The sequence below is a fragment of the Arthrobacter sp. CAU 1506 genome, from assembly GCF_005047635.1.
Taxonomy (GTDB): Bacteria; Actinomycetota; Actinomycetes; order Actinomycetales; family Micrococcaceae; genus Crystallibacter.
The window spans coordinates 131107-144254 of the sequence record NZ_SUKC01000002.1 but is presented as its reverse complement, the minus strand read 5'-3'; the positions used below and the strand labels follow the sequence as shown (position 1 = coordinate 144254).

Here is a 13148-nt window from a genome sequence, read left to right as displayed (position 1 = left end):
GCGTATGAAAACTGGCGCTGTCGGCTTGGGGCGGGCAGCCCGGGCGGATCAAATTACAATGGTGTAATGCGGGAAGCGGTAGTAGAGGCGGTCCTGGACCTCGCAGCGATCGTGCCGCGCGGCTGCGTGCTGTCGTACGGCGACGTGGCCGAGCTGCTCGATGCGGGCGGGCCCCGGTTGGTCGGCAGGATCATGTCCCTGCATGGGGATGCCGCTCCGTGGTGGCGCATCATTCGTGCCGATGGTTCCTTGCCCGATGAGCTGATGGCGCGGGCCGTGACGCACTACCGCCAGGAGGGGACACCACTGGCGGAGCCGGCCGCCGGACCGGCCAAGGTCCGCATGGCCCAGGCCCGCTGGATGCCCCGGCCCGAAGATTTTGCAGCGATCGAGCGGCTGCGGCGCAAAGTGTCCGAGCCGACTGATGGGATGGGCGCATGATGGAGACGAAGCCACCGGCGGGGCTGAAGCTGGTCCGGCCCGAAGCCACCTCTGCCGGTGCCCCGCTGCCGAGTGCCGACCAGGGCGACGTCATCGGCCTGCCCGCCGGCTGCGGCCCGGTGCTGGTGCTCGGCGGTCCTGGTACAGGGAAGACCACCGCCCTGGTCGAGCATGCGGTTCGGCGGGTGCAGGAGACCGGCTTGGACCCGGCCGGACTGCTCTTCATGGCCCCCAACCGGCTGGCTGCCTCGCGACTGCGGGATGCCCTGACGGCGCGACTGGACCGCAGCCTGGGCACATCCCCGGCCAGAACCTGGTCAGCCTACGCCTTTGACCTGATCCGCCGGGCCCGGGTGGAGGGGCTGCTTCCGCTGGTGGAGCGGGCGCCCCGACTTCTGTCCGGACCGGAACAGGACCAGATCATCGCCGAGCTGCTGGCAGGCCACCGTGCGGGATACGGCCAAGGTGCGGGCTGGCCGGAAGACCTGCAGCAGGCGCTGGCTACCCGCGGCTTCCGGCAGGAAATCCGCCAGCTTTTCGACCGGTTGACCGAGTATGGCAGCACCGCCGCGCAGCTGGAACTCCTGGGCGCCGAGTGCGGCCGCCCGGACTGGACCGCGGCGGCACGGCTGTACCGCGAATACCGGGATCTGATCGACCTCCGAATGCCCGAGGCCTTCGACCCGGCCGGCATCATTACCTCGGCCCGCCAGCTTTTGCTGGAGCATCCGGGCCTCCTTGAGCGGGAGCGCAGCCGGCTGCAGCTGATCCTCGCGGACGACCTGCAGGAAGCCAATCCCGCCGTCTTCGAGCTGCTGGCCTTGCTTGTCGAGGGACAAGACGCCCTGCTAGCCGCCTCGCCGGACACTGTCGTCCAGGGGTTCCGCGGCGCCCGGCCGGACGTGATTGGCAAACTTCCGGGGCTCCTCGGCACCCGGGAGAAACCGCTGCGGACACTGGTCTTGACTACCTCGCACCGGATGGTGCCGGCGGTCGCCGCCGCCTGGCAATCCACCGCGGCCAGGATCTCCCAGGTTGCCGGCGCCCACCGCGCCCGCGAACTCGTCCATCCTGCACCGAGGGCACACGCCGAAGCAGCCCCGGGTGCCGCGCTCAGGGCCGGAGCTCCGTCCGCCAGTGCGCATGTGGTGGCCTCGCCCGTCCACGAGCACCGCTATGTGGCCCAACGGATTCTCGAAGCCCGGTTGTTCGAGGGGTACAGGCTCAGCGAGATGGCCGTGATCGTCCGGACCGGCGGCCAGCTCTCCGCGCTGGCACGCTATCTCACGGGGCAGGACATCGCGGTGAAAGTTCCGGTGGCAGAGACCGCCGTGCGCGATGAAGCCGCGGTCCGGCCGTTGCTGGATGCGTTGGCCATGGCGCTCGACCCGGACCTGCTCACCGCTGACAGCGCGGTTTCACTGCTGACCTCCCGGCTCGGGGGTGCCACGGCGATCGACTTGCGCCGCCTTCGCCAGGCCCTGCGGCGCGAAGAGTTGCTGGGCGGCGGGGGCCGCTCCAGCGATGCGTTGCTCGTGGAGGCACTGGGCGACGCTGCGTTCCTCAGCACACTCGGGAGGGAAGGCGGGGCCGCACGCAGGGTGGCGCGCATGTTGCAGGCGGGCCGGGAGGCAGCGGCCGCGCCGGGGGCCAATGCGGAGACGGTGCTGTGGGCCTTGTGGTCCGCAGCCGGGTTGGCGGACCGCTGGGCTGCACAGGCGCTGCAAGGCGGGCCGGCCGGGGTGCGGGCCGACCGGGATCTCGACGCAATGATGGCGTTGTTCCAGACAGCCGAACGGTATGTTGACCAGCTCCCCGGCTCTAGCCCGCGGCAGTTCCTGGAGTACCTGCTCAACCAGGAACTGCCGATGGACAACCTGGCGCCGCGGGCACAGTTGCGGGAGGCGGTTGAACTGCTCACTCCGGCCTCGGCGGCTGGACGTGGCTGGCCGCTGGTCATCGTCGCAGGCGTCCAGGAGGGAGTGTGGCCGAACACCAGGCTGCGCGGTGAACTGTTGGGCAGTACCCAGTTCGTCGACGTCTTGGAACACGGCGTTGAGGAAGCACGGCGGATCGACGCGGTGGCCCGCCTGCGCGAGATCCGGTACGACGAATTGCGCAGCTTCTCCACCGCCATCTCCCGAGCCGAACGCCGGTTGATCTGCACGGCCGTGCAGTCAGAAGATGCCCAGCCGTCCCAGTTTCTGGACCTGGTTGATCCGTGGCTGGACCCGGAGACTCCGCGCCCGCCCACAGAAGTACTCCGGCCGCGCACGGTGCGGGCTCTGGCCGCGGAACTCCGCCAGGCCGCCCAGCAGGCAACGGACCGTCCGGAACCGGCCGCCGACGCTGCGGCCGTCCTCGCCATGCTGGCTGCCAGCCCGGTACCGGTGCCCGGTGCGCATCCGCGCGACTGGTGGGGACTGTTGCCCTTGAGCAGCACAGCACCGGTGGTGCCGGAAGGTGAACCTGTCCCGGTGTCCCCGTCGAAGGTGGAGGCCGTCCAAAAGTCCCCGCTGGACTGGTTCATCCAGGCCGCCGGGGGAGAGGCCGCCACCGATTTCGCCCGCAGCCTGGGCACGCTGGTCCACGGGATTGCCCAGGACTTTCCCGACGGCACGGGGACCGAATACGTGGCGGAACTTGTCCGCCGCTGGCCGCAGTTGGGCATGAAGGAAAACTGGGAAGGCCAGTTGGACTTCAACCGGGCCGAAGGCATGGTCCGCAGACTTGCCCAGTACGTCGTCCAGATGCGGGCGGAAGGCCGGAGCTTGGTCGGCGTCGAGCAGGACTTCTCCGTCGATTTGCAGGGGCCCGAGCGCGTGGCCAGGCTCCGCGGACAGGTGGACCGTTTGGAGCTGGACGCCGACGGGCGGCTGCATATCGTGGACCTGAAAACGGGCCGTTCTGCCCCGACGAAAGCGGATCTGGAACGGCACCCACAGCTCGGAAGCTACCAGGCGGCGGTGCAGGCCGGTGGTTTTTCCGGGCAACAACCGGCCCCCGGCGGCGCCTCCCTGGTCCAACTCGGCCAGGACCTGAAAACGGTCAAGGTCCAGCAGCAGGACAGCCTGGCCGACGGCGAAGACTGGGCTACGCCGATGATCCATGAGGCGGCGGCACTGATGTCTGCCGCGCAATTTGAAGCCCGGCACGACCCGCAGCGGTCCCGGAATGGCGGCCACGGCTGCCGGGCACCGGAAATTTGCCCGTTGTGCGCAGAAGGAAAGCAGGTCACCGAGTGAGCATCGGATCGGTCACCACCACCTACACCCCGGAAGAACTTGCCGGTTCGCTGGGCCAGCATCTGCCCACCGAGGAACAGTCCGCCATCATCAGTTCCCCGCTGCAGCCGCTGCTGGTCATAGCCGGCGCCGGATCCGGCAAGACGGCCACCATGGCCGACCGCGTCGTCTGGCTCGTGGCCAACGGACTGGTCCGGCCGGACGAAATCCTCGGGGTCACCTTTACCCGCAAGGCCGCCGGGGAACTTGCCGCCCGGATCCGCGCCCAGCTGGCCAGGCTGGACCGCAAGGGGCTGCTGCCGCAGGAGCCGGACAACGCCGCCGGGTTCGTGGAGCCCAAGGTCTCCACCTACCACTCATATGCCAACGGCTTGGTCAGCGACTACGGGCTGCGTCTGGGCATTGAACGCGACGTGGTCTTGCTGGGCACGGCGCAGTCCTGGCAACTGGCCAGCCACGTTGTGGAAGCCTATGACGGCCCGATCGAACACTTGGCCGCCGCCAAGTCGACGCTGGTCGGCTCCGTCATGCAGTTCGCCGGAGAATGCTCGGAGCATCTGGTGACCCCTGAGCAGGCGGCCGATTACCTGGCGGCGGAGGTGGAGCGGATGGCCGCCCTCCCTTATGTGGACGGCAGCACCAAGCCGGCCAAGCAGGACGTGCGGAAACTGCTGGATCGGCTGCGGACACGGATCACCGTGGCGGGCCTCGCCGGCGCGTACAACCGCGCCAAGCGGGAACGCGGTGTCCTGGACTACGGCGACCTGGTCTCGCTGGCCGCCCGCATCGCCCGGGAAGTGCCGCAGGCCCGCGAGCTCGAACGCAGCCGCTACAAGGTGGTGTTGCTGGATGAATTCCAGGACACCTCGCACGCGCAGATGGTGTTGTTCTCCGAACTGTTCGGCGACGGGCACGCCGTGACCGCGGTGGGGGACCCCAACCAGTCCATCTACGGCTTCCGCGGTGCTTCAACCGGCCAACTCTTCGCTTTCCAAGAGCAATTCCCGCTGGTGGACGACGACGGACGCCGTGCCCCCGCTCCGGCCGGGTTCCTGACCGTTGCTTGGCGCAACAGCGAAAACATCCTGCGGATGGCCAACCGGATTTCCTCGCCGCTGAACAGGGAAGACCCGAACCGGCCGCGTCCCGGCAGGATCAGTGTCCCGCCGCTGCGCCCCCGGCCCGGAGCCACGGAAGGGACTGTGGTGCTGGGGCGGTACGCGACGGAGGCGGACGAAACCAATGCCGTTGCCGACGCGATCGAACGTGCGAGGAAGACGGTCTTCGCCAGGGACCCGGAAACCGGCCGGGCGGAGCAGGTCAGCGCCGCGGTTTTGTGCCGGCGGCGGGCCCAAATCCCCGGGATCGCCAAGGCCCTGGACGAACGCGGCATTCCCTACGAAATTGTCGGGCTGGCCGGACTGTTGGCCCAGCCGGACATCGTGGACCTCGTGGCCACGCTGCGGGTGCTGGCAGATCCGGGACGCTCCGATGCACTCATGCGGCTGCTGGCCGGTGCCCGATGGCGGATCGGCCCCGCCGACCTCATGGCCTTGGCCGACTGGTCGCGCGACCTGGAGCGCCAGCGCCTGAGCGCCGTCCGGGCCGGCGAAGCCCCGGAGCTGGACCGCGATGAGGGGGCAACGGAAACCGTCGTCGAACACGACCTGGCCGAGTCTGCGTCCCTGATCGAGGCCCTCGACCGGCTGCCCAGGCCGGGATGGACCTCCCGCTATGGACGCTCGTTGACGCCTGCCGCGCTCGAGCGGCTGGCACGTCTGGCGGACGAGGTCCGCTACCTGCGCAGCTTCATCGGCGATGACCTGACCCTGCTGTTGGGTGAAGTGGAGCGCACCATGCTGCTGGACATCGAGGTCGCCTCCAAACCCGGCCAGAGCATCCACCAGGCGCGGCGCAATCTTGATGCTTTCCATGACGCCGCGGCTGCCTTCATGCAGACCTCACAACGCGTGGACCTGCTCGCCTTCCTCGCCTGGCTGGAGGCCGCCGCCGCCGAGGAAGGCGGCCTGGACATGGCCCAGGTGGATGTCCGGCATGATGCCGTGCAACTGCTCACCGTCCACGCGTCCAAGGGGCTGGAGTGGGATGCGGTCTTCGTGCCCGGGCTCAACGACGGCGCTTTCCCCTCGTCGTCGGACAGCCGGTGGAGCAGCGGCCACGCCGCGCTGCCCTGGCCGTTGCGCGGCGACCGCTCCGACCTGCCCCAGTGGGACACCGATCAGCCGGACCAGCTGTCCTGGTTGAACGCGGAAGCGGATTACAAAGCGGATGTCCAAGCCCACGGTGAAGACGAAGAGCGCCGGCTGGCCTACGTGGCCTACACCCGCGCCAAACACCTGCTGGTCTGCAGTTCCGCCGGCTGGTCCGGCAGCAAGGTAAAGCCGACGGCCACCTCCGTCTTTCTGGCCGAACTGCACGAGTTATCGCAGAGCGAACCCGGCACGGTGCAGGTGGCGCAGTGGGTGCAGGAAGAGGATCTTGGGCCGGAGAACCCGTTCCGCGCCGAAGTGGAAGCGGCCCTGTGGCCCTACGACCCACTGGAAGGGCCGCGGATCTACCGCAACGGAGTCCCGCAGCGGCAACGTGCCGGCCGCCGCGCAGCGATGGAACAAGCAGCGCAGTCGGTTCTCGAATCGCTCGCGCAGGACCGCACGCCGCCCGCGGATTCGGCCTGGGCGCATGAAGCCAGGCTGCTACTGGAGCGGCATAATGCCGCGCCAACGGCGGGAGAAGTGCAGTTGCCCGCACACATCTCGGCTTCGCTGCTGGTGGACCTGGCCGACGATCCGGACGAAGTCACACGGCGCCTGCGCCGCCCGGTGCCGCGCAAGCCAGGCATGGCAGCCAGGAAGGGCACGGCCTTCCACGGTTGGATCGAGGAATTCTTCGGTACCACCGGAATGCTGGACCTCGAGGAGTATCCGGGGGCGGCCGACTCCTACGTCGACGAAGCGTACGACCTGGACGGGCTGATCACAACGTTCAAGAACTCCGAATGGGCCGACCGGGTGCCGACAGCCATCGAGGTACCCGTGGAGACCCGGGTCGGCGACGTGGTGGTGCGCGGGCGCATCGACGCCGTCTTCCGCGATGCCGACGGCTGCTGGGACCTTATTGACTGGAAGACCGGCACGGCGCCGACAGGCCGGCAGTTGGCCGTCAAGTCGGTGCAGCTGGCTGTCTACCGGCTCGCGTGGGCCAGGCTGCAGGGTTTCGATCTGGACCAGGTCAAGGCCGCGTTCTACTACGTGCCCCAGGACAAGCTGGTGAGACCGCACGATCTCGCCGGTGAAGAGGAACTGGAAGCGGCCGTGCTCCGGGCCTACGCCTAGAAGCCCGGCCCGGCGGTCGCGGCGACGGCTGCCGCGGCGCCGGTCACTGCTGGTTGATGACCGGCAAAGCTGTGGTATCGACCGACGCGGGGCCGGTTTCCGGGGCATCTTCCCGGTTGGGAGATTCTGCCGGGCGCGGACCGCTGTTTTCCGGACTGTTGCTCTCTGGTGCGCTGCTCTCCTGGCCGGACAGCGTGTGGCCGGACGGAGCGTGGCCACCGGGAGCCACGTCAGCCGGAGGGGCGGCGACCGGAGTATCGCCGGACGTAGCCTGGCCGGCAGGAGCCACGTCAGCCGGAGGGGCGGCGCCCGGATTATGGCCGGCAGGAGCCTGGCTGGCGGGCAAGCCCGTGGGCGCTGTCGACGCACCTGCGTCGGCCGCCGGTTCCTCAACCGGGAGCAGGGTCACTTTCCCGTGACCGGCACCGCTGGAAAGGTGCACGCGGGGACCGTCGATGGCGGCGGGAGTCCCGCCCCCCGCTGAAGAGTTCTCGTTCGCGGCGGAACCGGATTCTCCAACCTTGTCCTGAGCGGCGCCCGTTGAATCGCCGTCCTCCGGCATGGCCGTGGGAGCAGCGCTCGCCGCGCCGGCGGCGCCCGCAGAGGCACCTGCGGTCTCCGGCTCCGGCGCTGCCGCGAGGATGGTCGGGGGGACGGCCGGCGGCGGGGGAGCGGTGACGCTGATGGGCTGGCCGCCGTGTTCCGCAACGTCCGATTCGAGTTCGTTCAGCATCTCCACGGCTTCATCCACCATTGCCTGGTCGTCCGCTGCCAGACCCCGGACCAGCCACTGCGCCAAGGCGAATTCAGCGGCCAGCGCTGCCCTGCGCATCAAGTGGGGGTCCACCGGATCCTTGCGGTACTTCCGGTAGGACTCCAGGACGACGTCGGCGAACGACTGCTCGTGCACGGCCACCAGCCAGGCAAAGTCGTCGGCCGGATCGCCGATGCGCAGGTCGGTCCAACCGGTCACCGAGGAGACACTGGCGTCATGGACCAGCAGGTTGTCTTCATGCAGGTCACCGTGCACCACGCACGGGTTGAACTTCCACAGGGCCACGTCTTCCAGGGCGTGCTCCCAGCGGCGCAGCAGGGCGGGCGGTATTTTGCCGGTGGTGGCGGCCTGGTCCAGTTCGTTGAGCTTGCGCTGGCGGAACTGGTCCGCGGTGTAACTGGGCAGGTCGGCGGCGTCGACCATGGACGGCGGCAGATCGTGGATGCCGGCGGTTGCCCGTCCGATCGACACCGGGACGGAGGCACCGGAGGCGACCAGCGCCTCCAGCCCGAGCGTGCTGCCGGGCACGTGGTTGTAGACAAACGTGCGCAGTTCGGTCTGTTGCACGGTTCCGGCGACAGTGGGCACCTGGAAGGGCAACTCTGCACGGATGGCAGGGGAGAAGGCGCGGAGCACCAGCAGCTCCGTTTCCAGCCGCATGCTGGCCTCGGCGTGCTTGGGCGAACGCACCCGCCACCGCTTGCCGGCCGAGTCGGTGAGCACAGCGGACTGGAAATCCGCAGCATCGTCTGGCAAGCCGGCAACGCCCGTGGGCGTCAACCCGGGTACGGCCGCGCTGGCTATCGCCGCCAGCTCCAGAGGTGTCTTTCTCACGTAGTCCACCGTACGTGCAACCGGTACCGGCAGCCGGTCCACGGCCGCGGCGAGTCGCCGGAACGGTGTCGCAAGCTGCACCCGAGCCCACCGCCGTCGGGCATTCCACAGAAGCCGCTGTCCGAATAACGGTCCGGGCCGCGCGGTGAGTACGGTAGATGCATGAGTCTTAGCACCGCCTCCGCCGGGTTCCCGCCGCTGGGCCAGTTGATGCTGGCGCGCACCACCATGGACCGCGGCTGCGAACGGCGCAGCCACCCCGGCCTGCTGGACGGCATCTGGGGCAGCGACAGCACCTATGTGATGCTTATCGCAAACGGCAAAACGCTGGTCCGCGGCGGCCGGATCGCGCTGTTCCCGAGCCGCGAACGGGCCGCCACCGAGCTGTCCGTCTACCTGGGCCGGGCGGTGGAAGGGGCGGACGTACCGGTCGGCACCGAGATTGTGTTGTCCGTCCTGCCCGAAGGCGCGGAACCGGAGGCGTACGACGGCGAGTGGCTGAGCCTGCGCGATGTGGCAGCGGAGCTCTCGGCCCAGGACGCCGGACTGTTCGTGGAAGCCCTGGCCATCTCCAATTGGCATCTGACGCACACGCACTGTCCGCGCTGCGGGCAGCGTACGGAAATCGAGCAAGGCGGCTGGGTTCGCAGCTGCCCCGCCGACGGCAGCCAGCACTTCCCGCGCACCGACCCCGCGATCATCGTTTCAGTGATTGACGAGGACGATCGGCTGCTGTTGGGCCGCAACAGCGCGTGGCCGGCCAGCCGCTATTCCACCTTGGCCGGATTCGTGGAACCCGGGGAGTCGCTGGAGGCGGCGGTGGTGCGAGAGATTGAGGAGGAGTCCGGCGTCGTGGTGCATTCGCCCACGTATCTTGGCTCCCAGCCGTGGCCGTTCCCGGCGTCGTTAATGATCGGTTTCACCGCCGTGGCAACCAACGCGGTTTCCGTGCCGGATGGGGTGGAGATCCTGGACACACGCTGGTTCAGCCGTGCGGAACTGGCCGCGGCGCTGAAGGCCGACGAGGTCCAGGTCGCCAGCGGCATCTCCATTGCCCGCGCGCTGATCGAGCACTGGTACGGCGGCGAGCTGCCGCAGGCCGGGCAATGAGCGCTGCGGCGGCGGTGCCCCGGCCGGAGGGCAGCCTCGAGGAACAAATCCTGACCGGGCTGGACGAGGAACAGCGGCAGGTGGCCACCAGTCTCGCCGGCCCGTTGTGCGTCCTCGCGGGAGCGGGTACCGGCAAAACCCGGGCGATTACCCACCGGATCGCCTACGGCGTGCACACCGGGGTGTATCAGCCGCAGCGGGTGTTGGCGGTAACCTTCACCGCCCGGGCGGCTGCCGAAATGCGGACCCGGCTGCGTGACCTAGGCGTCGGCGGCGTGCAAGCCCGGACTTTCCACGCCGCGGCACTGCGCCAGTTGCAGTTCTTCTGGCCGCAGGCGGTCGGCGGTCCGCTGCCCGGTTTGCTGGACCACAAGGCCAACGTGATCGCCGAAGCTGCGCGGCGGTTGCGGCTGACCACGGACCGGGCTGCCATCCGCGACCTCGCCGCCGAAATCGAGTGGGCCAAGGTCTCCATGCTCACGCCGGAGAGCTATGTCCGCCGGGCGGCCGGGCGTGCGGCGCCGGCAGGCTACGACCAGACCACGGTGGCGCGGCTCTACCAGGCCTACGAGGACGTCAAAACGGACCGGAACATCATCGACTTTGAGGATGTCCTGCTGATCACCGTCGGGATCCTGCAAGAGGACGCAAAGGTCGCCGCCGCCGTACGGGACCAGTACCGGCACTTCGTGGTGGATGAATACCAGGACGTTTCGCCGCTGCAGCAGCGGATGCTGGATCTCTGGCTGGGTGACCGCGACGAACTGTGCGTGGTCGGCGACGCCAGCCAGACCATCTACTCCTTCACCGGCGCGACCTCGCGCCATCTGCTGGAGTTCACCAAACGCTTCCCCGGCGCCGATGTGGTGAAGCTGGTCCGGGACTACCGTTCAACACCCCAGGTGGTGCAGCTGGCCAATTCGCTGTTGGCCGCCCGCACCCGGCAGCCGTCGCGCGGCGGGGACAGCTGGCCGACGCCGCTGGAGCTGATTGCCCAGCGCCCGGCGGGACCGGAGCCGTCCTTCACCGAGTGCGCCGACGACGAGGCGGAGGCGGCGCAGGTGGCCACCCGCATACGCGGTCTGCTCGACGACGGTGTGGCGGCCGCCCAAATTGCGGTGCTTTTCCGGACCAATGGCCAGTCGCAGGCTTACGAGCAGGCTTTGGCGAGTGCCGGCATCGGTTATCAGCTGCGCGGCGGCGAGCGGTTCTTCCAGCGTCGGGAGGTCCGCGATGCGATCCTGCAGCTGCGCGCTTCGTCCCGCGCTGCGGGAACCGAGCCGGTACCGCAACTGGTCCGCGATGTGCTGGCGAACCTGGGCTATACCCGCGAAGCGCCGCAGGCCGGCGGGGCAGTGCGTGAGCGCTGGGAATCATTGGCCGCGCTGGTGGGGCTGGCCGATGAACTGGATGCAGCCCGCGGTTCGGCAGCTGGCGGCGTGTTCACCATGCTGGACTTTGTCGCCGAACTGGATGAACGCGCGGCGGCACAGCACGCTCCCACGGTGCAGGGGGTTACCCTCGCATCGCTGCACTCGGCCAAGGGCCTGGAATGGGACGCGGTGTTCCTGGTCGGCCTCAGCGAGGGACTGATGCCGATCTCCTTCGCCGATACCGACGAGGCCGTGGATGAAGAACGCCGCCTGCTCTACGTCGGCATCACCCGTGCCCGCCAGCATCTGGCGCTCTCCTGGTCGCTGGCCCGGACTCCGGGCGGCCGCGCCAACCGCAAGCCGTCACGGTTTCTGGACGGGCTCCGGCCGGCATCATCATCCTCGGTTCGCAGCGTATCCGGCCAGCGCCCGGCCCGCCGTAAGCAGGCCGCCCCGGCGGTTTGCCGGGTGTGCGGGACCCTGCTGGGCAGCGGTGCGGAGCGCAAGGTCGGCAGGTGCCACAACTGTCCGCCCACCTACGAGGAGTCGACGTTCGAGGCGCTGCGCGAGTGGCGCAAAGACACCGCCAGCAGCGCGTCGATGCCGGCTTTCGTGATCTTCACCGACGCCACCTTGGTGGCGATCGCCGAGGCCAGGCCGCAGTCGCTCCCCGAGCTTTCCAAGCTGGCCGGCGTGGGACCCGCCAAACTGGAGCGCTACGGCGAAGACGTGCTGCGGATCCTCGCCGCGAACTGAGCCTGTCGGCCGCTGCCGCGGTTCCCAGTGGTACCGGCCGGTGTCAGGATGCAGCCGCCAGTACGCAGCCGCAGCCCGGGTGCGGGGGATAGGCGTGCCGGGTCACGGTGCCGTCACCGCTTTCGAGCTTGAGCACGGCGGAAAAGCTGCCCGGTTGATTCCGTCCGTCCAGGAACAGCAGAGCCTGATGGGCCGCCAAACCGGCGGCCGCTACCGACTGGGAGACCTCGTCGGCGGAAATCCGGCCGGCCGCTTTCACCGGCGTGCCGGTCAGCCGGGCAACGACTTCCGGCCACGCCGGATCGGCATCCGTTCGGTGCAGTTCCACACAACCGAGGCAACTGGTGTGGCCTGGGACCACGAGCGGTCCGATCAAGGTGTCGTGTTCGCGCACCAGGACGCTCAGGTGCGGGTGGCCCCGGCTCAGCAGCGCGGCCGAGACCCGAGGGTCTGCCACGTCGCGGTCGAGATAGATGGCCAGGTTAAGCGCCCGCGGAAAAATGCCGGCGGCGCCTTGCTCCGCGGTCGAGCCCGGCAAGAGATGGCAGGCGACGGTCGGATCGATCTGGCGCGCCGCGCGCCTAACAGCCTGTCCTCTGGTCAGCCCGATGTCGGTGATCCGGAAGGCGCCCGAGCCCACGTCCGCCGGGCCCACCACCGCCGGGTCCTCCAGCAGAAGCGTACCCACGCCGGCAGCCGTCAAGGCCGTGGCCAACGCTGCACCGGTGCGACCCAGCCCGATGATCTGCACCACGCAGCGGCTACGTGCGGCCAGCGATCCCTCGCTATCGGCCGAGTAGACGGCAGACCAGTGGCGGGCGTCCGGGGCCAGCCGGTCCGCGCGCAAACCGGACAAGCGTTCGCCGCCGGAATCCGGAACCAGCACCGGAGCCAGCGCCGCCAGCAGCATCGCGGCCCGTTCCGCCGTCAGGCCACAGTCCGTGCGCACTGCGTCCAGTTCGGCCGATTCGAAGCCCTGGCGCAGCCGGCGCAGGAAGCGCCGGTCGGTTTCCTCGGTTCCTTCGAGCACCAGGCCGCCGGCACCTAGGCCGAACTGCACACGGCCGGCTGCGAATTCGACCATGCGCAGGCCGGGATTGAGTTTCAGCCGAGCCATGGCGCCTCCTTGCGGTTGTCCCCTGACCGGGAGCGAACTGGATAGTCCATGCTGGCACGGCGCTGGCCGTTGCCGGATGGTTATCCACAGAAAGCGGGGTTGGAGCCATGAGCGGATGCGGCCGGTCGGAGGCACCCGGTAACC

At 69.0% G+C, this 13148-nt stretch carries 6 protein-coding genes and 1 pseudogene; 5 read left to right on the top strand and 2 right to left on the bottom strand.

The window, feature by feature from the left end:
- The first annotated feature begins 66 nt into the window (after positions 1-66).
- The 3 genes from E4J89_RS03325 to E4J89_RS03315 are packed head-to-tail and all read left to right on the top strand — an operon-like array spanning position 67 to position 7039.
- Positions 67-441 (top strand): MGMT family protein, encoded by a 375-nt coding sequence (locus E4J89_RS03325; protein WP_136784691.1) that lies wholly within the window; start codon positions 67-69, stop codon positions 439-441.
- On the top strand, positions 438-3686 hold the full coding sequence (locus tag E4J89_RS03320) for an ATP-dependent DNA helicase (protein ID WP_136784690.1): 3249 nt from the start codon (positions 438-440) through the stop codon (positions 3684-3686). Before E4J89_RS03325 ends, E4J89_RS03320 begins: the two co-directional genes overlap by 4 nt.
- Positions 3683-7039 (top strand): ATP-dependent DNA helicase, encoded by a 3357-nt coding sequence (locus E4J89_RS03315; RefSeq protein ID WP_240691678.1) that lies wholly within the window; start codon positions 3683-3685, stop codon positions 7037-7039. The genes E4J89_RS03320 and E4J89_RS03315 overlap by 4 nt, the downstream gene beginning before the upstream one ends.
- A 676-nt stretch (positions 7040-7715) precedes the next feature.
- Here the strand turns inward: E4J89_RS03315 and E4J89_RS19650 are convergent.
- Positions 7716-8648 (bottom strand): annotated as a pseudogene (locus E4J89_RS19650) (macrolide 2'-phosphotransferase); the annotation flags it as partial.
- Positions 8649-8810: 162 nt separating this feature from the next.
- Here E4J89_RS19650 and nudC point away from each other — a divergent pair.
- Together nudC and E4J89_RS03300 are read left to right on the top strand one after the other, a co-directional pair.
- Positions 8811-9758, top strand: a complete 948-nt coding sequence (gene nudC, locus E4J89_RS03305) for an NAD(+) diphosphatase (protein WP_240691677.1) — start codon at positions 8811-8813, stop codon at positions 9756-9758.
- Positions 9755-11887, top strand: coding sequence for an ATP-dependent DNA helicase UvrD2 (locus E4J89_RS03300; protein ID WP_136784687.1), 2133 nt, complete (start codon positions 9755-9757; stop codon positions 11885-11887). The genes nudC and E4J89_RS03300 overlap by 4 nt, the downstream gene beginning before the upstream one ends.
- Before the next feature lie 43 nt (positions 11888-11930).
- Here the strand turns inward: E4J89_RS03300 and E4J89_RS03295 are convergent, their stop codons facing one another.
- Positions 11931-13004: a TOMM precursor leader peptide-binding protein gene (locus tag E4J89_RS03295; RefSeq protein ID WP_136784686.1), complete on the bottom strand. Its 1074-nt coding sequence runs from the start codon at positions 13002-13004 to the stop codon at positions 11931-11933.
- Positions 13005-13148 lie beyond the last annotated feature (144 nt).